We start from the raw sequence: 20,067 nt of genomic DNA, 5'->3' as shown, positions 1-20,067 counted from the left end.
GTCCCGTGCGGAATGTATGCCGCACGGGGCATATTTTGATTGAAGGGAGATCCATGCCGCGTAGCGCAGCCGAGGCATTGGAGCAGGACCTGATCCAGATTCTGACCCCCGAGGGGAAACGTCAATCTCACTCCCTCTACGACGCGTACCTCGAAGACGTCGACGACGACATGCTCCGGGACTTCTACCGTGACATGGCCATGACCCGCCGCTTCGATCAGGAAGCGACCGCCCTGCAACGACAGGGGCAGCTCTGCCTTTGGGTGCCATTACGAGGTCAGGAGGCCGCGCAGATTGGCTCTGGCCGTGCCGCCCGCGACGGGGACTACATCTTCCCCACCTACCGAGAACACGGCGTGGCTCTCACCCGCAACGTGCCGTTCTCCGAGATGCTCCGCTTGTTCCGTGGCATCTCCGGTGGTGGCTGGGACCCCCGCGAGAATAATTTCCACATGTACACCATGGTGCTCGCCGCTCAGCTACCCCATGCGGCGGGATATGCCATGGCCGTCAACCTGGAACAACATGGTTGGGACGAGGCCAAGCGCGCCGCCGAAGGCGAGGCGGTGGTGGCCTACTTCGGTGACGGTTCATCCACCGAGGGCGAAGCACACGAATCCATGGTGTTCGCGAACTCCTTCAATGCACCGGTGGTGTATTTCTGCCAGAACAACCAGTACGCCATCTCGGTGCCCTTCGAGGTGCAGTCCAAGGTGCCACTGGTCAGCCGTGCAGCTGGCTACGGCATGCCCGGCATCCGCGTGGACGGCAACGACGTGCTCGCGGTGCTGGCAGTCACCCGCTGGGCCCTCGAGCACGCGCGCTCCGGCAAGGGCCCGGTGTTCATCGAAGCGGTCACCTACCGCCTAGGTGCACACACCACGGCAGACGATCCGACCAAGTACCGGATGAGCGAGGAAGAGAAGCTCTGGGCGCCGAAGGACCCACTGGTGCGCCTGGAAACTTACTTGCGCGAGAACGACCTCGTGGACGATGCCTTCTTCGAACAGTTGGCTCAGGACGCCGATGAAATGGCGGCCACCGTGCGTCGTGACGCCATGGCCTTTCCGGTTCCACCGTTGGCCAAGTCCTTCGAGCAGGTGTATGCCGAAGCACATCCGCTGGTTCAGGAAGAACTCGCCTGGCATCTTGAGTACGAAGCCGGTTTTGCCGATCAGGCCGCAGACGGGGAGAAGTAAGTATGACCACGACCATGACCTTGGCCAAGGCCATCACCTCCGGACTGGACGCGGTGCTCGAAAACAACGATCGGGCGCTACTGATGGGCGAGGATATTGGACGTCTCGGTGGCGTGTACCGCATTACCGATGGGCTGATCGATAAGTACGGTTCGCACCGTGTTATCGACTCACCGCTGGGTGAGGCCGGCATCGTTGGCACCGCCGTCGGCATGGCTCTGCGAGGCCACTCGCCACTGGTGGAAATCCAGTTCGATGGCTTCGTGTTCCCGGCCTTCAACCAGATCACCACCCAGTTGGCGAAAATGCATGCGCGCTCCGAGGGGCGTTTGAACGTCCCGGTCGTTATCCGCATCCCGTACGGTGGCGGCATTGGCTCCATCGAGCATCACTCGGAATCGCCCGAAGCACTCTTTGTGCACACCGCCGGTTTGCGCGTCATTACCCCTTCCAACGCACACGATGCCTACTGGATGATCCAGCAGGCCGCCGAATGCAAAGACCCGGTGATTTACCTCGAACCCAAGCGCCGTTACTGGCTCAAGGGTGAGGTGGACACCGAAGCTCCGGCGCTCGATGCCTTCAAGGCGCAGGTTGTGCGCCCCGGCGAAGACGCGACCATTGTGGCTTACGGTCCGTTGGTACCCGTTGCGCTGGCCGCGGCGGAAGCCGCCCGCGAGGATGGCCGTAGCGTCGAGGTCATCGACCTGCGCTCGCTGTCGCCGATCGATTTCGACACCATCCTCGAGTCGGTCCAAAAAACCGGACGACTGATCGTGACCCACGAAGCCCCAACTTTCGGCGGGTTGGGCGGGGAGATCGCCGCCCGGGTCTCGGAACGCGCATTCTTGTCCCTGGAAGCACCGGTGTTACGCGTGGGCGGATTCCACATGCCGTACCCGATCTCCAAGGTTGAGTCCCAGTACCTGCCCGATATCGACAAGCTACTCGAAGCGCTCGACCGCTCATTCGCGTACTAGTCACGGTTGACGAGGAGTAATAATGACGACCTTTAATCTTCCCGATGTGGGCGAGGGCCTAACCGAAGCCGATGTGGCCTCCTGGAAGGTCTCCGTGGGGGACACCGTCGAGGTGAACCAGATCTTTGTTGAGATCGAAACCGCGAAGTCGCTCGTGGAGCTACCGAGCCCCTACGCCGGTGTAGTGACCGAACTGCACGCGGCGGAGGGCGAGACCGTGCAGGTAGATGAACCGCTGATCTCCATCAACGAGGACGGAGCGGCGCCGGTGCCGACCGGTGTACCGGAGCCTAATGAGGCGCTGAGCACCGCGGCACCGGTGGCTAGCGAGGAACCCGGGCCGCTGGTCGGCTCCGGGCCGACGGCCGACTCCGCGACCCGCCGTGCCCGAGTGAATCGTCCCGAGCCCAGCGCCACCGGGGCACGTACGGCCTCGGTGCGCGCCAGCGGGACCCCGGCCGCCTTGGCCGACCAGATCTCCCGCCGCGCCCAGGGCTTTAGCCAGGTCGTGGCCCGAGAGGTGGATCGCCGCAAGCCGGCCGTGGCCAACTTCGTTGACCGGGTACTGGCTAAACCGCCGGTGCGTCGACTGGCCAAGGAACTGGGCATCGACATCAACGATGTGGTGGGTACCGGTTCGCAGGGCGAGGTGACCCGCGAGGACGTCAACAGTTACCAGGCTCAGCGCGAGGCCGAACACGCAGCGGCCCCGACCTACTGGCGTCCGGGCACCGGGGCACCGGAAACCCGCATCGAACGCATTCCGGTGCGCGGGGTGCGCAAGGCCACCGCGAAGGCCATGGTGGACTCCGCCTTCACGGCACCGCATGTGTCGATCTTCGTCGACGTGGATGCGACGCGCACCATGGAGTATGTGGCGCGCCTGAAGAAGTCGCGTGACTTCGAGGGCATTAAGGTATCGCCGTTGCTGGTCCTGGCCAAGGCCGTCATCTGGGCCGCCGCGCGCAACCCGTCGGTGAACGCCTCGTGGGTTCCGGGACCGAATGGCGACGAGATCCACCAGAAGCACTTCATGAACCTGGGCATCGCCGCCGCCACCCCGCGCGGACTGCTGGTGCCGAATATCAAGGACGCGCAGGATCTGTCCATGAAGGAATTGGCCATTGCGCTCAACGAGCTGGCCGCCACCGCCCGTGCGGGCAAGACTCGCCCCGAGGATATGCGCGATGGAACCCTGTCCATCACCAATATCGGCGTGCTCGGCATCGACATCGGCACCCCGATCATCAATCCGGGCGAGGTCGCGATCGTCGCCTTCGGCACGATCAAACAGAAGCCGTGGGTTGTCGATGGTCAGGTGGTACCGCGTTGGATCACCACCCTGGGTGGTTCCTTCGACCATCGCGTGGTCGACGGCGATCTCTCGGCGCGCTTTATGGCCGATGTCGCCTCGATCATGCAGGAACCGGCCATGCTGCTGGACTGAGGGCACCCGCACTTGGAACGCAGGCGGCGGGCACTTCGATGATCTCGAGGTGCCCGCCGCCTGCGGCGTTAACGGAGGGCGGAAGTGGGCCTGGGGCATGCGGCGCAAATATTTCTGCGCGTGCTGTCACATCTGGGGCGGTCGCCTCGACAGTCTCTATGAGGGCCGTTCGCCGAACGGTACCTGGGAACGAGAACCTCAGGAGAGCACCATGAGCCGCTTGCCAATGAATAAAACCCACAAGCTTGGCTACGCCGCCGTCTTGGGAATGGAAGCCTATTCCGCCAAGTCGGTATCGCGGGAGCTATACGAACTGATCAAACTTCGCGCTTCCATTCTCAACGGATGTTCGTACTGCACGGACATGCATTCACAAGATGGGATGAAGCACGGCATCTCCATGGCGAAGCTCTTCGCGGTGGCCGCCTATAACGATTCGCCGCTATTCACCGTGGCCGAGCGGGCCGCCCTGCGGCTCACCGATGCGGTAACTCGTCTGGACCCCGCCGAAGGCGTCAGCGACGAGGTGTGGGATGAGGCCGCCGAACATTTCGAGGAGAAGGATTTGGGCAACCTCATCCTGGCCATCGCCACCATTAACGTGTGGAACCGGATCGCCATCACCACCCGTTTGGAGCCACCGGTCCGTGCCTAACGGAGCGACTTGTTACGATCGGCAGGTGAGCACCGATGCAACAGCGTTGCCTCCGATCGCCGTCTGGCAGGAGCAACGCCGGCAATTAACCGCCTTGGCTTACCGCATGCTTGGCTCCTGGAGTGATGCCGAGGATGCGGTGGCCGAGGTCGGCGCGCAACTGGCCGCACTGGATGCTCACGCTGCCGACGTAGTGCAGTCGTGGCCGGCGATGCTTCGCACGATGACCACGCGGCGGGCCGTCGACCAACTGCGTTCGGCCACGCGCCGACGCGTGGAGTATCCGGGCGAATGGCTTCCTGAGCCGATCGACACCGCGCTGCTACCGGACGAAGAGGCCGAGGAGCGCGAACTCCTAGAGCTCGGGGTATTGCATCTCATGGAGGTGCTCTCACCCGAGGCGCGTGCGGCCTACGTGCTGCGCCATGCCTTGCAACTGCCCTATGCAGAGATTGCGCAGATCCTGGAACTGACCACGGCGTCGGCCCGCCAGTTGGTCTCCCGCGCGCAACGCAAAATCGGCGACCCGCCCACACGGCGTGCGGACACGGAGAGCCAACGGCGTTATGCGTACCAGCTACTCGAGGCGATCGCTAGCGGTGAGGTGGCGCGGGTCGCCGCGCTACTGCACGATGAGGTGTCGCTGCACTCCGATGGTGGGGGCCACCTGAGCGCGGCTCGTCGCCCAATACTTGGAGCCGAAAAGGTCGCTAGGTTCCTGATCGGAACGAGCGCAAAACATCCGGACCGCAAGGTGTTCGAACTAGCGCTCAACGGCGGCTTCGCGCTGCTTTTCGAGGCGCCCCAGCGGCAAGACGTGGTGTTCTTCGCCCAGGTTCACGATGGAGGGCAACGGGTCCTTATCGTGTGCAACCCCGAGAAGCTTGGATATCTACCTACCCACCGTCGGGTCACCGTCATACAGGCTGGAGCCGAACCCGGCTAGACTATGGGCTATTGTCACCAGCGCGAAAGGTTGCCCGCCGTGAGGTTCCATCGGCCCCGCCACCGTCTGAGGGTATCCAATGCGCTGCTGGCCCTGTGCTCGGTGGGCCTGATCAGTGTTGGCTTCCTGTCGCCGGCGGCAGCTCAAACCGATATGACCGAGCCGGTGTTTCCCACCGCTCCGAGCACCGATGAGCGCGACGACGAGCAGGCCATCACGTTCCCCGATGTCGTGCAACAGTCAGAACATGTCTATCTGGCGGTGGGCGACCGGGTGGACTCGGTGGACGCCGCCGGGCTTGTGCAACGCTTTGAGCGACAGGCCGCGTCCAAGGACGTGCGCATACTCCTAGGGGTGGACACCCACCCGACCCGGCTCAAGGGCGCGGCACAGCTTGTCCGGGCCATCCTCATGTTCGGTTCCAGCGATGCGCTGGCCGACGACTGGGTCGAGAACGGCAAACGCCTGGGCTACGTGGGCAAGGACTGGGTGGTGATCGGGGTCTTGTTACCGCAGCAGGACACCGGCGCCCCCGAGGTGGATGTGCAGTATGGGCGCAACCTGACGCACGGCACCGCCGCGCGACAGCAACTGGTGCTTCAGATCTCTGAATGGTTCGCCGAACAGCAGCGTACCGAGGCGGCCGCACTGACCCTGGATGCCGCCATAACTGCCGCGCGTTCCGAGGACTATGTCTCCCTTGGCTACACGCTGGCACCTGACGGTTGGGCGCCGAATCGCTGGCCCGCAACAACCTGGTTACTGGCGGGCCTGACCCTGGCCTGCGCGGGACTGGTTGTGGGCCTGCTGGCACGGCGGGGGCGTCGCACTCGCCGTCAGCAGCAGGAGGCCACGCGTGTCGCCGCGGCCGCGACCGAGCTGGTGGCGGTGCGCGGAATGTTGCGCGGCCTGCGCGAGAGCACCCCACCCGACCCCTTCGGCGACGGTGTACTGGCCGAGAGCTGGCGGGAGCATCTGCGCCAGAGAGCGGACCGTTTGACGCGCGCCGAGGCGGTGCTCGAGCAGGTGCACCGGCAGAAGCAGGACCAGGGCAAGGTAGCACCCGACGCCCTGCGGGATTTGCGGGCCCAGCGGCGATGGTGCATGCAGGCCCAACGCCTGGTCAACCACGGGCAGGTGGTCACCGGAAACTGGTCCGAGGCCTGCACCTACCTCAAACGCACCGGCGTGGCCCTTTCCGAGTCCCTACAGCGGCTGATGCCCGAGATCGAGGCGATTGAGGGTCGCGAGAAGAATTCTGGCGCCCAACTGCGTGCCGAGATCCTTGAACAGTTCCACGAATTACAGCAACTGACCCAGAGCGTGGACCGGCTCAAGACATCACAGACGTCGCCAAACGAGCGCTGGGAGTTGGTCGAACGCTTCGCCGCGCTGTACGCCGCCGCAGCACACACCCGCCAAGCCGTCCGCGAGAATGCCCCGGGCGCTAGGGCCGCTGATCTCGAAAATGAACCGGAGGACATATTCGCCGCGCTGCGGGAGTTGACGGCGCTGGAAGCAGGGAGCCTATGAGCCGGGCACGTTACGGACTTGATAAATTCGGGCGCGCACTGCGTCGGCCCTATTCGCTGTGGTGGGTACTGGCCGCCCTTGCAGCGGTGGTCACTACGGTGGTCGGTACTAACGCGGCCCTTGCCTTCGGACGCGCCCCCACGCATCCGGTCCAGATCAGCGTTCAGGGCGACAATCCCTGGGGGATCACCCAGCAAGCGATCAACGATTCAATCCGCGACCCTATCCTTGCGTGGCGTCCGCTGACCCTGACGGTCACCGACCGCTACCTCAGCGCAGATGAAATCTTGCGTGGCGAACAGATGGACAACGACCTGTTGCTCTCCACACAGATGGAAAAACTTGAGGACGAGGATTACGGGGTCGAAGAGCGCTTCAACGGGGTGGCGGTCAACGTCCAGCTCGAGCAAGCCAAGGAAACACGTACCGAGCTGCGTTACGACATTCTGCATGCCTACGAACGCAACCTCGGATTGGGCCACGGGCCGAAGGCCGTGCTGGCCGCCGCCCGGGAGGCGGCAGAGCGCATCGATGCGCCGAACCGTAACCCGGTGCTCTGGATCTCCTCGCTTAGTAGCGGGGCGGCGCTGTGTGCACTGAGCCTCATTATGGCCGGGCGCTGGCAATTGCTTTGGGCACGACGTTACCGCCGCCTGCGCGCCGCACAGCGCCACTTGGCCCGTGTGGTGCTCGACCTCGAGGCACTTGAAGTCACCTATGCCACGGTGCCGGAGAATAAGCGGCCGGCGAGTTATACCGAGCATTTTGTGCGGCTCAACGAACTCTCCCTCGACCTGGCCCGTCAGGAATCACAGGTCGTCGAAGGGGTATTCACTCGCCGAAAGGCACTGAGCGCCGACACCGAGAGACTGCTGGAGAAATTTGAGGCCAAAGCCGCGCGACTGACGGTGCTCTCCGACTCGATTATGGGTGCCGGATCGGTGCATGCCGAACTGGCCGGGCTCTCCGATACCTTTGACCGGCTATTGCGCCCCCTCTATGACGGAGTCACCGAACTGCTGACCCGCGTCGCGCAGGGAAGCACGCAGATCCTCACCGAGACGCAACAAAACACGTTGCGCGCGGACTTGAACCGGATGCTGGCGGTGGCACGTCGCGGCGAACCGAGCCAGAAGTTGCTGGCGCGTTTTGGCGAGGCCGAAGCGCAGCTGCTCGCAGACCTGCGTGACGTGCACCAACATTTACGGAGCTATCCGCGCGGCCGGACCCAGCCGATTCGGCTACCCGATGCGGCGCTGACAACCTTGCGCAAATCGCTCAAGCTGCCAACCCGCCGGCATCTCGACGCGCGATTTGAACTGGCGGAGATCAACGCGCTCGCCGCGGCGATCCTGGGCCCACATCCATCCTTCGACCCGCCGTTGGCGCCCCGAGACACGGCAGGAAAACACCCGCTGGCTACGTTGGTTGCGCGCTTGACCGGAGGCTCGGCACGCATCACCCGCGGGGTGGGGATCACTGCCGGTGTCCTCGTGCTGGTCGGCGCGATTGTTCCGGCGGGACTCGGCGTGGATGAGCTAACGATGCGCGCCAAGGCACCCACCAGCCCCGTGGCCGAGATAGAACTTCGGGTCGACGGTCCGGGACAGTACCTCGATCTGGCGGCCCTGCGTAAAACTCTGGACCGCGAACTACCGGCCGGTGAACATGTCACCGTGGCTATTCGAGACGCCGAGTCCTATCTCGAACTCGAGTATCGCGAGGCGGGTAAGGTCTCCGGGGCCAGCCCGCGCTCACTACTCGAGGCAATGGGGCGAATCAAGGCAGAATTACCGGAACTGCTCGGGCCGAACGAAGAGCTGAAGGCCGGTGAGAACATTGTGCCGCTATTTATCACCAGCGACGGCCAGGGGGCAGTGCCCGGAATGATCAGTTCGGTGACCAATATGGGCGACTGGGGTTTCCGCTCACCGGCCGACTGGAAATACGGATTGCTGCACGCGAGCAAGTACCGTGAAATTCAGGTGGCCAACGTGCTAGAGGATTTCGCCGACGACCTAGAAAATAACGGATACCGGGATATCGGTGTATCCGATGGCGTGCTGTTCTTCCTGCTCTATGTCGCTATCGTGTGCACAGTGCTCGCCGTGGTGGCTGTGGCCCTTGCGCTGGGGGCTCTACTGTTGCGCTGGGTCAGCTTTGGCAGCAGTGGCCCGCGGTTACGTGCCGCGGAACGCCGTCTGGAGGAACTCACCGGTTCACTTGACGAGTCCCGGCTCAATGCCGTGGCGGTCCTTGGTGCCGATGAGGCCTCGGCTGCCGCCGAGGCGGGGCAACGCTTGTTTGAACGTGGTCTGGTGATGGCCTGGCGCGAAGTGCAGGATCTGCGCTCGGCGGCCCTCTCCGAGCGGTTGACCGCGGCGTACGCGGCCAAGGTCGAACACCTCGCCGGGGTGATCGCCGCCCTGGGTGCCCGCGACGCCGACGTCACGCAGCGTGCCGAGGCCTTCATTGACCTCGGGCGGCGTGAGATGCGTTAGCCCGCCGCTCACCGGTGAAGCCGAGTCAGACTCGGATCCACCGGTGAGACGGGTCGATGCCTAGCCGAGCAGTTCGGGCAGCTGCTGCGGCCCCTGCTCCAGCACATGCTCGGCGAGGTAGGCGAAGACCACCTGGTACCAAATCTTGGCGTGCTGCGGGGAGAGGATCCAGTGATTCTCATCCGGGAAATAGAGGAATCGGTGCACGGTCGAACCATCGGCGGTCTGCGGCAGACCGGAAGCGCTCAGTAGTTCGAACCAGAGACGCAGCCCCTCACCGATCGGTACGCGATAGTCCTTATCGCCATGAATCACCAGCATGGGCGTGGTGATCTGTCCGACCTGATGGTGCGGCGAGTTGGCATCGACCATGGCCTTGGACATTTCGCGCTCCCAGAAGAAGGAGGCATCGGTGGTTTTGCCAAATCCTTCCAGGGCCCACAGGCTGGCGTGGGTGACGATGGCCTTGAAACGGTCGGTGTGCCCGGCAATCCAGTTGGCCATGTAGCCACCGAAAGACCCGCCCATGGCCGCCGTGCGAGATTCGTCGATATCCTCGCGTGCTTCCACGGCATCGGTAATGGCCATCAGATCGGTGTATGGCTCGGCGCCCCACCGGCCCCAGCCACGCTGGATGAAGTCTCGGCCGTAGCCGGTGGACAGCGCTGGATCCGGCAGGAGCACCGCGTACCCCTGGGCGACAGCCAGCCACGGATTCCAGCGCCATGACCACGCGTTCCACGAGGCCACCGGTCCGCCATGAACCCAGAGCAGTAGCGGTGCACGGTGCTGCGCGTCGGTGCCGGCCGGAAGGGCCAGCCACGCGCGGATGCGCGAGCCGTCGGCGGCCGTGGTCTCGACCTCCGTGAGGGTACCGGGTAGCTCCGGGCGGACCATGGCCGAGGGCAGTGCCAGGACCTCGTGCGCGCCGGTTAGTTGCACGGAAACCGGTTCGGCCGGGTATTCGTAGCTGGCCCGGAGCGCGTAGGCGGTGGCGCCATCCGGGCTGACGGAGAGGTTCGAATAGGCGCCCTCATCGGTCAGCCGCACCGGCGACCGCCCGTCGAAACGCAGCAGGAAGAGCGGGCAACGCCCATCCTCGTCGGCGGAGAGTAGTACGCCGCTGGCATCGGGTAGCCAAACTAGTTCATTGGCCCAGCGGTCCCACCCCTGGGCCACCTCGCGCTGTTCACCGGATTCCATATCCATGATCCATAGCGTGCAGTCCATGGTTTCTTCGACCGTGGCGCGACGCCACCGAGTGTAAGCCAGCTGGGTGGAGTCGGGGCTGATGGCATAGACCGAGTATTCGTATTCGTCATCGGCGCGGATAAGCTCGCTGCGCTCGCCGGTGAGCATGTCGACGCGCACCAGCCCGGCGACGGTTGCACCGCGTCCCTCGGGTTGGTTCCACGTACTCACCAGGTAGCTACCGTTCGGGGCTACGGTGGTGGAGGCCTCGAGCAGTTCGCCGCGCACTCCGGTGGTGAGATCGTGCAACTGTGCCTTGGGGTCTACGTCGAGGGTGGCACGGTACAGGTGTGGGGTAGCCGGACCCAAATCGTGATCCCAGTAGCGCACCGGATAACCATCGTGCAGGATGGCCGATACCTTCTGCTTTCGACGGTTATCGCGAAGTTCCTGCTCCTGTTCAAGATCGGCGGGACTCCGGTGCGCCAGCGCCTGAGCCAGCAGGGTGTTCGGGTTCGCCGGGCAGGGATGAACCTGTCCGATCCCGCCGGGGTGCGAGGCCACGACATGGGCTTCACCGCCGGCGGCCGGTAGGCGCCAGAGCTCGGCGGTGGCGTTCTCCTCGGTGGAGCGCTTGGCGGTGAACAGTAGATCGCCGTTTGCCGCGAACTGCGGCTGGGATTCGCCGGTTTTGCCGTGCGTCAGCCGTCGGGCCGGCAACACGCCCTGCGGGTCGAGTTGCCACAGCGCGCTTTGGTAGCCGGTGCCATCGTCATCCAGCGAGCTGATCGAGGTGACCAGGCGAGTGCCGTCGGGGGATAAGCGTAGTGTTTCGTGCCGAGGTGCGGCGACGTAGTCATCCAAATCGTGAAATAGTTGCTTAGCATGTGCCATGGTTCACATCCTGTCACGGCTGACTCGGTATTTCCAGAGCTTTGCCCAACGTTGCGCGCTACTCGGGAGCGAGTTCACCCTCGTGTCCGAAACCCGCCAGAATATTTCCCGGGCTCGTGTTTCTATGGAGTATGACCAGCAATAAGGGACAGGGGAGCATCATGGGCGAAAATCCCATCTGCGCGCCCGGCGAGCGCGGCTTTGAGGAGCGTTATCGGGCCATCGACGCGCGCGATGCACGGTTCGATGGACAGTTCTATACCGCCGTGTCCTCCACCGGCATCTACTGCCGGCCCTCCTGCCCGGCGCGTACCCCTAAACGCGAACATGTGCGTTTCTACCTGACCTCGGCCGCCGCCCATGAGGCCGGATACCGCGCCTGTAAACGATGCTTACCCGAGGCGGTGCCGGGCACGCCGCAGTGGGATATTCGTTCGGACACCGCGGCGCGCGCCATGCGGTTAATCAACGATGGTGTCATCGACCGGCAAGGGGTAGAGGGGCTGGCCGTGCGACTGAGCTACACCCCGCGCCACTTGAATCGGCTCTTGGTCTCCGAGCTGGGGGCTGGTGCGCTCGCGCTGGCCCGGGCCCGGCGCGCGCAATCCGCACGGGCGCTGTTGACGGGGACGGACCTGCCACTGGGGCAAGTGGCATTTGCCGCAGGTTTTGGTTCGGTACGCCAGTTCAACGACTGTGTCCGTGAGGTCTTCGACGCCACGCCCTCGCAATTACGTGCGCGGGCCCACCGTCGTCCGGCCCACGAGGAGTCGGCGGATGGCACTGGAACGGCCGATGCCGTGTTGCTGGATATCGACCTGCCGGTGCGTCAACCCTATGATGCGCCGGGCCTCTTTGAGTTCCTGGCGCAACGCGCGCTGGCTGGCATCGAAAGCGTGGAAATGAGTGCCGAGCGCTTGCGGTACGCCCGCACCCTGCGGCTGCCGGGCGGGCCAGGGGCCTTTGAAGTACTGGCCGAGCGCGCGCGCGACGGGCAGTGGCAGTTGCGTGGCCGACTGGAACTAAGCAAGGTCACCGACGTGGCTCCGGCTCTGGCGCGCTTGCGTCGAGTCTTCGATCTCGACGCTGACCCGGCCGCCGTCGATCAGGCGTTGTCGGCCGTGCAGGTGCTCCAACCACTTGTCGCGGCACGACCCGGTGCCCGGGTGCCGGGGGCAGCGGATCCCCAAGAGATGGTGGTGCGTGCCCAGGTTGGGCAGCAGATCAGCGTCGCCGCGGCGCGCGGTCACCTCAACCGGTTGGTGGCCCACGCCGGTGAGCCCTACTCCTCTCGCTTCCCGGGCCTAGACAGGCTCTTCCCCACCAATGAGCAGATCTTGCAGGCCGTCCCCGAGGTATACCCCGGCGAGCCGCTCGACCCGGAACGTGTGCTGCGTCTTCCCGGTCAGGCCAGCAACGCGATTCGCACCAGCGCCCAGGCCATGATCAGCGGAGCGCTAGCCGTGGACTGCGCCGTGGACCCTCGGGAGCTGACCGCGCAACTTGTGGCCCTTCCGCGCATCGGTCCGTGGACCGCAGGCTATATCGCCTTGCGGGTGCTGGCCGACCCGGATGCCTGGATGCCCGGCGACGTGGCACTCCTGGCCGGGGCCCGGAGCTTGGGGTTGATCGATCCTTCGCTCAAGCCCGCCGCGGCGCATCGCGCGCTCGGCGACTTTGCGGCCGAACACTTTGCCCCCTGGCGGTCTTATGCCAGTTTGCATCTGTGGTCCGCCGCGCTAACCAATCCGACCCCTCGACGTAGGAGAACAGAGTCATGACCGAACAACACCTTGCCACCACGGTCAGCACCCCCGATGGACCCTTTAGCCTTATTGTGAGCGAGGGCAGCCTATTGGCCTCTGGCTTTAGTGACGACCTAGCGGCGCTCAATACACTGATTCACCCAAGCTTGCGGCAGCCGATCGACCAGTTGCAGCAGGTGGCGGCCGGATCCGACGACAGTCGGCTCGCTCCCGTGCTCAGTGCGCTGAGCGACTACTACGATGGTGATCTATCCGCGCCTCAGCGTGTGGCGGTGCGCCAGCAGTCCGGTGAGTTTCGCATGCTGGCCTGGGACGTGCTGCGCACGGTGCCGGCCGGGCAGTGCATCAGCTACACGGAGTATGCGCAACGGGCGAACCGTCCGGCCGCCGTGCGTGCCGCGGCCTCGGCCTGTGCCATGAACGCGGCGGCACTGTTTGTGCCCTGCCATCGCGTGCGTCGCTCAGACGGTTCCTTAGGAGGGTTTCGCTACGGACTGGCGATCAAGCGCAGCCTGCTCGAGCGCGAGGGGTTTTTGCCTACCGCGTAGCTCGCGGCGCGTAGTGAGGGGTCGCCGGTTTGCCGCGCAGAACCTCCGTCTTTAGGTCTTGATTTGGACTAACCATGTGGCTAGCATGGCAGTCCCTAGACCGGGGTGTGTGCAAATTTTCCGAGCGAAGGAGCAACCCCATGGCTAAGTATCCAATGTTGACTGCGATCGGCGCGGTGGCCGTATTATCACTAACCGCCTGCACCGCACCCAGTCCCATGAACCCACCCTCAAGCCCAACATCTGAAAGTCCCACGAGTAGCTCGCCAACCGAGTCTTCGGCTCCCGCCTCGGCGACCCCCGAAGAGCTCACCCAGCGCGTGGAGAAGTTTGGCATCGTGCTGATGTTGCCCGAAGGCTGGAGCATAGAGCCGGGGGAGTACTGCGAAGGGGACTGCAATGAAAATGAATATGGTCAGTGGGATATCCGCGATGCCAACGGTGAGCACGCCATGTATTTTGCGGCCAACAGTGCGACCTCACCCGATGGAGACACCAATCTCTACCAACGAACCATCTTGACTAAGCAACCGGCACCGAATCTGAAGTACAAGCCGACGAGCCAATTCGCCGAGTACTGGGTATCGGAAGACCAAGAAGATGGGGAACGTAGCGCTGGGCTGGACATCGCACTGGTGGACGATGAAGTGCTCGCCAAACGGGGTGAAGCCCCGGATATTAGCTACTTCCAACTTAACGATCGGCAGGCTCCGATGTTCGGGGTGCTGCACGACTACGTTGAAGAAATAGCCGCGGACGGAGAGGAGCTTAGCGAAGAACAGGCTCAGAAATTCCTGTCTAGTTCGGACTACGCGACCTTGGAGGCGATCCTGCTGAGCCTACGGCAGGCCGACCAGTAGCGCACGGACGAGGTTCTAGGATAGAACCGTGAGTAGTGAAGAGCCTCGTAGCCGACTAACCCGTCGTGTCTTCCCACATGGGCAGGATCCTGACCCACGATTCACCCTGGCTAATGAACGCACCTTCCTGTCCTGGATCCGCACCTCACTCGCGTTTATCGGTGGCGGCATTGCCGTTGAGGCCTTTACCGCCGAGATCTTCCCGGCCGCCACACGGACCGTATTGTCGCTCATCTTGCTGATGATCGGTTTCTTGCTGGCCGCCGGTGCGTGTGTCCGGTGGTTCAGGGTCGAGTCGGCGATGCGCCATCGTCGCTCGTTGCCGGTACCGCTGATTGTTCCGCTGGTCTCGCTCGCCTCGGCGTTGGGAGCGGCGGGTCTGATGCTTGTGATTACCCGAGTGCTATGAGGCGCGTACAGCCGCCACACGCGGATGCTGGGTTGCAACCGGAGCGCACGGCACAGGCATGGCTACGCACCGGGTTTTCGATGGCCATCGTCGGCCTGCTCAGTCTGCGCTGGGTGCATCTGCTCAATGACCTAGCCGTGGGGTTGCTCCTGCTGTGCCTCGGAGGCGCGCTACTGGTCATCGCCCTACAGACCGTGCGCTATCGCCAAGGCAGCGCCTCGATTCGCGATGAACGTTCTCACCCCGCACCGCTGTCGGTGGTGGTGCTCAGCGTGATCGTCTGTGCGCTCGCCGTGTTTGGGATGGCCATCGTACTAGGTGCCGCCTACACCAATTCCGTCTAGGCCAAACACGCATCGAGCCCGCCCAAACGTTAAAGGCCCCGCACCCCTGGCGTGGGTACGAGGCCGATAACGTGACAGTCCGTGCGATGCTAGACCGTGTCCTGCCCGGTGGTTTCGCGGGCAAAGAGTTCGGCGATTTCCTGATCGGCCGCGCGCTCCGCGGCCTGACGAGCCTGCGCAATTTGCGTAATGCGCCCGCGGCACAGGTACCAGCCGACAATGAGTAGCGGCACGATGATCACCAGTGAGGCGACGGTCCAGGTACCTACCGGGTTATCGAAGGCCATGAGCACCAAAACGGCCGCCAAGAAGGCCAGCGTGACCCAGCCGGAGATAGGAGCGAGCGGCATCCGGAAGGAAGGCCGCTGCAACTCGCCGCGGCGCGCCTTTTTCACGAGCGCCATCTGGCACAGCACGATCATGCCCCAAGAAGCCATAATGCCAATCGCCGCCAGGTTCAGCACGATCTCAAAAGCCTTCGCCGGGACGATGGCGTTGAGAATGACACCGAACACGGCAACGGCCGCGGTGATCACGATGCCGCCGTAGGGGACGCCGCTACGGTTCATCCGCCCGGCGAAGCGTGGTGCCGAACCCGAGAGCGACATCGAACGCATGATGCGCCCGGTGGAGTAGAGGCCAGCGTTCAACGAGGACAGCGCCGCGGTGAGCACCACGAGGTTCATCACCACATCCATGCCCTGTACACCGATGGAACCAAAGAAGGTCACGAAGGGCGACTCACCGGCCTTGTAGGCGGTGTAGGGCAGAAGTAGCGAGAGCAGCACGAGGGAGCCGAGGTAGAACACTGCGATGCGGATGATCACGGTGTTCACGGCCTTAGGCATAACCTTCTCCGGGTTCTTCGCCTCGCCTGCCGCGGTACCGATCAGCTCGATCGATGCATAGGCGAACACCACTCCCTGCATAAGAACCAGCACCGGCAAGACGCCATTAGGCAGCAGCCCGCCGCCCTGGGTGATGAGCGAAAGCCCGACCTCGTGACCGTCGACCGGTGTGCCGAAAATGACGAAGTAGCAACCGACGATCAAGAACGCCACCAGGGCTACGACCTTGACCAAGGCGAACCAGAATTCGGCCTCGCCGAACGCCTTGACCGAGATCAGGTTCATGCCCAGCACCAAGGCTAGGGCCACCAAGGCCCAGAGCCACTGCGGAACGGCGGCAATGAACGGAACGTACTTGCCGAAGAAATTCATATACAGCGCGACCGCAGTGATGTCCACGATGGCGGTCATCACCCAGTTCAGCCAGTAGAGCCAGCCGGTGGCGAAGGCCGCCTTCTCGCCGTAGAACTCGCGTGCATAGGAAACAAACGAACCCGAGGACGGGCGATACATCACGAGCTCGCCCAGCGCGCGCAGAATCAGAAAGGCGAAGAAACCACAGATGGCATAGCTAATTACAATGCCGGGGCCAGCCTCGGCCAAACGGCCGCCGGCACCCATGAACAGCCCGGTGCCGATGGCGCCGCCAATGGCGATCATCTGCATCTGTCGGGAGGATAGGCCCTTGTGGTAGTCGTTATCACCGGCGGTGAGCGCGGCGGCCGGTGCCGGGCCCGTAGCCGTGGAGGAGGTGCGATCCATCAAAATCCTTTGCGGGAAAACTAGTCGGTGAGGTTTGCGAGGCGTTCGGGGGAGAGCAGTTCATTGAGGTCCGCTGCGGAGAGCAGGCCTCGTTCGAGAACTAGCTCGGCCACGCCGCGGCCGGTGTGTAGTGCCTCGAGCGCGATCGAGGTCGACTGCGCGTATCCCAGACGCGGGTTGAGCGCGGTGACCAAACCAATGGAGTTCTCCACCTCGCGACGCAGCGCATCCTCATCCACGGTGATCCCGTCGATGCAGCGGGTGGCCAAGGTAAGGCAGCCGTTGGTCAAATGTTTCAACGACAGTCCGATACTGTGCGCAATGACCGGTTCGAAGGCGTTCAGCTGCAGCTGACCACCTTCGGCGGCCATGGTCACGGTCAGGTCGTGGCCGACCACTTGGTACGCGATCTGGTTGACGACCTCGGGAATGACCGGGTTTACCTTGCCCGGCATGATCGAGGAACCGGACTGCACGGCCGGTAGGTTCAAATCGTTGAGCCCGGCGCGCGGTCCGGAGGACAGCAAGCGCAGATCGTTGCAGATTTTGGAAATCTTCAACGCAACACGCTTGAGCACGCCCGAGAGGTGCACGAATGCGCCCACATCGCTGGTGGCCTCGATCAAATCTGGGCTGGTGGTCAGTGGCAGGCCGGTAAGCTCGGCCAGGTGGCGGCAGGCGGCTTCGGCGTAACCGGCCGGGGCGTTGAGCCCGGTGCCGATGGCGGTGGCTCCCAGATTGATCTCGGTGACCAGACTCAACGATTCGGTCAACCGGGCCCGGTCCTCACCCAGTGTCACGGCCCAACCGCGAAACTCCTGACCCACCGTCATGGGGACGGCGTCCTGTAACTGAGTGCGGCCCATCTTCACCACGGTGCGGAACTCGGCGGCCTTGGCGAGGCAGGAATCCTCGAGCACCTTCATGGCCTCCAGCAACGGCTGGGTGGCGAAGTAGGTGGCCACGTTCACCGCGGTGGGGTAGGCATCGTTGGTGGACTGCGACAGGTTCACATGATCGTTCGGATGCAGGTATTGGTATTCACCCTTTGCATGCCCGAGGATCTCCAGCGCGAGGTTGGCGATCACCTCATTGGCATTCATGTTGGTGCTGGTGCCCGCTCCGCCCTGAATCGGGTCGATGATGAACTGGTCGTGAAGTTCACCGGCCGCAATGCGCTCGCAGGCGGCGTCGATGGCAGCGGCACGCTGTGCATCGAGCAATCCGAGCTCGTGGTTGGCGCGCGCCGCCGCCTGCTTCACGTGCGCCAGTGCACGGATCAGGTGGGGGTTGCCCGACAACTGCGTTCCGGTGATATCGAAGTTCTGTTTGGCGCGCAGGGTGTGCACGCCCCAGTAGGCCTCAACCGGTACCTCGAGGTCGCCGATTAAGTCATGCTCTACGCGGGTCGCGGTGAGCTCTCCCATGGGGATGATTCTCCTTAGTAGATATGTGTGAAATTCAGAGTGCGGCTAGCAGCCCAACGGGCTTGCCACCGCCGAGGGCCGGAGAGCTGAATAGCGCGGCGGGCACCTCTACATGCTCGGCCAGCAGCGCCGCGGTGATGGGCATGCGGGCTCGGTCGGTGCCATCGGCAATCTTGACCGCCAGTGCGGTGCCGTCGGGCAGCGCCACCGCCTGAATGCCTTCGAAGCCGTCCTTGGCGACGGCGCCGGGTACTTCGCGCATGAGCGTCGTGACATCGCGCCCCTCGCCGGCCACCAGCTCGGGGTAGCGGCGCATGGCCGCGGCCACGCGTCCCTCTTCGGTATCCGCTGCGGCGGTGGACAGGCGTGCGAATCCGCGGGCCAGCCCGGCCAGCGTCAATTGGTAGACCGGGGTGCCGCACCCGTCCACGCTCTGACCGCTGACCTTTTCGCCGGTCAGTTCCTCAACGGTCTCCTGTAGCAGGTCTAGCAGGCGAGCGTCGGCCAGGTAGTTGGCGGTATCCCAGCCCTTGAGTTCACTTAGTGCCACCAGCGCGGCGTGCTTGCCCGAGCAATTCTGTGCCAGCTGGGTGGCCGTGCCACCGGCGGCCAGATGCGCGGCGCGTTCGGCAACCCCGTAAGGCAGGTCTGTGGAATTGCCTAGGGCTGCCTCGGTGAGGCCGGCCGCGGTCAGCGTGGAGCGAGCGATCTCTTGGTGGCGGACCGAGCCCGAGTGGCTGGCGGCGGCCAAAGCAATTTGCTCGTCGGTTAGCTCGAGGCCGGCGCGTAGCATCCCCACGGCGAAGAGTGGCTTCAGGGCCGAACGTGGGTAGAACACCGCCTGCCCGTCCCCGCGCACGGAGTGGATCTGCCCGTTGGGCGCGAGAACCACCGCCGAACCGTAGTGAATGGACTCGATGGCTTCACCGCGCGTCGCGGCGACCAACGGGACGTGATGCGGCAGGCCGGCGGCGGCCAGCGTGGCGAGGGAAGGTTGAGAATCTGCGTGGGTCACTTCTTGCTCCTGACGATGGTTGAGACGGCGTCCTGGACGGCGGATAGGTGTCCGGTCATGGCTTGGGTGGCTGCCGCGGCATCTTGGGCGGCCACGGCCTGATAGATGGCCCGGTGCTCGGCGTTGGACGGTCCGCGGCGTCCGGCCACGAGGTTGACGGTTTCCGACTGCCGGGCCATAGCCTCGCGGATGTCGGAGACGACCTTGACGAACACGGAGTTGCCGCTGGCTTGAGCAATGGCGGCGTGAAAGGCGGTATCGAGGTCCACCCATGCGGCCGGGTCGTCCTCCTGCTCCATTTGCTCAATGAGCCCACTAAGCCGTTCGAGGTCCTCGGTGGTCCGGCGTGTTGCCGCCAGAGTGGTGGCCGGAATTTCAATGTGCGGGCGGGCTTCGTGCAGATCCTCGGAGGAAAACGTGCCGAGCTTCAATTCGCGTGGCGGCTGGTGAGAGATGACGAAGGTGCCGCGTCCGGTTTCGGTCCGGGTGAGGCCCAAAGCGGCGCAAGAACGCAGCGCTTCGCGGATCACCGAGCGGCTTACCCCGTAGTCGGCGGCGAGGGAGGCCTCGGAGCCAAGTTTGGTGCCCAGCGGAATTTCGCCGGCTTCAATGGCGCCACGGAGCGCATAAAAGACGGCTTCGGCGGCGGAGCGTCGTTGAATGGGTTGCTGTCCGGGTGTCCAGCTGTCTGACAGGTTCACGAGAGTAAGTGTCGCAAGCCAAGGTGACGTAGGTCAACTTC

17 protein-coding genes are annotated in these 20,067 nt (G+C 63.9%); 12 read left to right on the top strand and 5 right to left on the bottom strand.

Annotated elements, in window-relative coordinates; all coding sequences use genetic code 11:
- Positions 1–53: 53 nt before the first annotated feature.
- The 7 genes from pdhA (at position 54) to ACJD00_RS14200 (ending at position 9,261) form a co-directional block, all read left to right on the top strand.
- Entirely contained in the window at positions 54–1,199 is a 1,146-nt protein-coding gene (gene pdhA / locus ACJD00_RS14230) for a pyruvate dehydrogenase (acetyl-transferring) E1 component subunit alpha (RefSeq protein ID WP_418907562.1), read from the top strand.
- 2 nt (positions 1,200–1,201) lie between these two features.
- On the top strand, positions 1,202–2,179 hold the full coding sequence (locus ACJD00_RS14225) for an alpha-ketoacid dehydrogenase subunit beta (RefSeq protein WP_418907561.1): 978 nt from the start codon (positions 1,202–1,204) through the stop codon (positions 2,177–2,179).
- Between the two features lie 22 nt (positions 2,180–2,201).
- Entirely contained in the window at positions 2,202–3,626 is a 1,425-nt protein-coding gene (locus ACJD00_RS14220) for a dihydrolipoamide acetyltransferase family protein (RefSeq protein WP_418907560.1), read from the top strand.
- Positions 3,627–3,837: 211 nt separating this feature from the next.
- Entirely contained in the window at positions 3,838–4,281 is a 444-nt protein-coding gene (locus ACJD00_RS14215; protein WP_418907559.1) for a carboxymuconolactone decarboxylase family protein, read from the top strand.
- A 25-nt stretch (positions 4,282–4,306) separates the two neighbouring features.
- Positions 4,307–5,227, top strand: a complete 921-nt coding sequence (locus ACJD00_RS14210; protein WP_418907558.1) for a sigma-70 family RNA polymerase sigma factor — start codon at positions 4,307–4,309, stop codon at positions 5,225–5,227.
- 39 nt (positions 5,228–5,266) lie between these two features.
- Positions 5,267–6,760, top strand: coding sequence for a hypothetical protein (locus ACJD00_RS14205; RefSeq protein WP_418907557.1), 1,494 nt, complete (start codon positions 5,267–5,269; stop codon positions 6,758–6,760).
- Positions 6,757–9,261: a DUF5129 domain-containing protein gene (locus tag ACJD00_RS14200; protein WP_418907556.1), complete on the top strand. Its 2,505-nt coding sequence runs from the start codon at positions 6,757–6,759 to the stop codon at positions 9,259–9,261. Before ACJD00_RS14205 ends, ACJD00_RS14200 begins: the two co-directional genes overlap by 4 nt.
- A gap of 60 nt (positions 9,262–9,321) precedes the next feature.
- Here the strand turns inward: ACJD00_RS14200 and ACJD00_RS14195 are convergent, their stop codons facing one another.
- Positions 9,322–11,346 carry a S9 family peptidase gene (locus ACJD00_RS14195; protein WP_418907555.1) on the bottom strand — a complete coding sequence of 675 codons (2,025 nt, stop codon included), beginning with the start codon at positions 11,344–11,346 and terminating at the stop codon, positions 9,322–9,324.
- A gap of 161 nt (positions 11,347–11,507) precedes the next feature.
- Here ACJD00_RS14195 and ACJD00_RS14190 point away from each other — a divergent pair, with 161 nt between their 5' ends.
- From ACJD00_RS14190 to ACJD00_RS14170, 5 genes are all read left to right on the top strand, one after another.
- A complete protein-coding gene (locus ACJD00_RS14190) occupies positions 11,508–13,127 on the top strand; it encodes an AlkA N-terminal domain-containing protein (RefSeq protein WP_418909340.1) in 1,620 nt (539 codons plus the stop codon).
- A complete protein-coding gene (locus tag ACJD00_RS14185; RefSeq protein ID WP_418907554.1) occupies positions 13,124–13,660 on the top strand; it encodes a methylated-DNA--[protein]-cysteine S-methyltransferase in 537 nt (178 codons plus the stop codon). The genes ACJD00_RS14190 and ACJD00_RS14185 overlap by 4 nt, the downstream gene beginning before the upstream one ends.
- A gap of 140 nt (positions 13,661–13,800) precedes the next feature.
- Positions 13,801–14,520: a hypothetical protein gene (locus tag ACJD00_RS14180; protein WP_418907553.1), complete on the top strand. Its 720-nt coding sequence runs from the start codon at positions 13,801–13,803 to the stop codon at positions 14,518–14,520.
- 28 nt (positions 14,521–14,548) lie between these two features.
- Positions 14,549–14,929, top strand: coding sequence for a YidH family protein (locus ACJD00_RS14175; protein WP_309409520.1), 381 nt, complete (start codon positions 14,549–14,551; stop codon positions 14,927–14,929).
- Complete coding sequence (locus ACJD00_RS14170) at positions 14,926–15,273, top strand: DUF202 domain-containing protein (RefSeq protein ID WP_418907552.1); 348 nt, start codon at positions 14,926–14,928, stop codon at positions 15,271–15,273. The genes ACJD00_RS14175 and ACJD00_RS14170 overlap by 4 nt, the downstream gene beginning before the upstream one ends.
- An 89-nt stretch (positions 15,274–15,362) precedes the next feature.
- On the opposite strand, the gene ACJD00_RS14165 is transcribed toward ACJD00_RS14170, so the two are convergent.
- Genes ACJD00_RS14165 through ACJD00_RS14150 form a run of 4 tightly spaced genes read right to left on the bottom strand, consistent with a single transcriptional unit; the run spans position 15,363 to position 20,026 of the window.
- A complete protein-coding gene (locus ACJD00_RS14165) occupies positions 15,363–16,883 on the bottom strand; it encodes an amino acid permease (protein WP_418907551.1) in 1,521 nt (506 codons plus the stop codon).
- Between the two features lie 20 nt (positions 16,884–16,903).
- Positions 16,904–18,310, bottom strand: a complete 1,407-nt coding sequence (locus tag ACJD00_RS14160) for an aspartate ammonia-lyase (RefSeq protein WP_418907550.1) — start codon at positions 18,308–18,310, stop codon at positions 16,904–16,906.
- 34 nt (positions 18,311–18,344) lie between these two features.
- Positions 18,345–19,325 (bottom strand): asparaginase, encoded by a 981-nt coding sequence (locus ACJD00_RS14155; protein ID WP_418907549.1) that lies wholly within the window; start codon positions 19,323–19,325, stop codon positions 18,345–18,347.
- The gene (locus ACJD00_RS14150; RefSeq protein ID WP_418907548.1) at positions 19,322–20,026 is read right to left on the bottom strand and encodes a FadR/GntR family transcriptional regulator; all 705 of its coding nucleotides are present in this window, start codon (positions 20,024–20,026) and stop codon (positions 19,322–19,324) included. The genes ACJD00_RS14155 and ACJD00_RS14150 overlap by 4 nt, the downstream gene beginning before the upstream one ends.
- Positions 20,027–20,067: the final 41 nt, after the last annotated feature.

Source organism: Glutamicibacter endophyticus, assembly GCF_048457885.1.
Taxonomy (GTDB): domain Bacteria; phylum Actinomycetota; class Actinomycetes; order Actinomycetales; family Micrococcaceae; genus Glutamicibacter; species Glutamicibacter endophyticus.
This window is presented reverse-complemented; position numbering and strand designations above follow the sequence as displayed.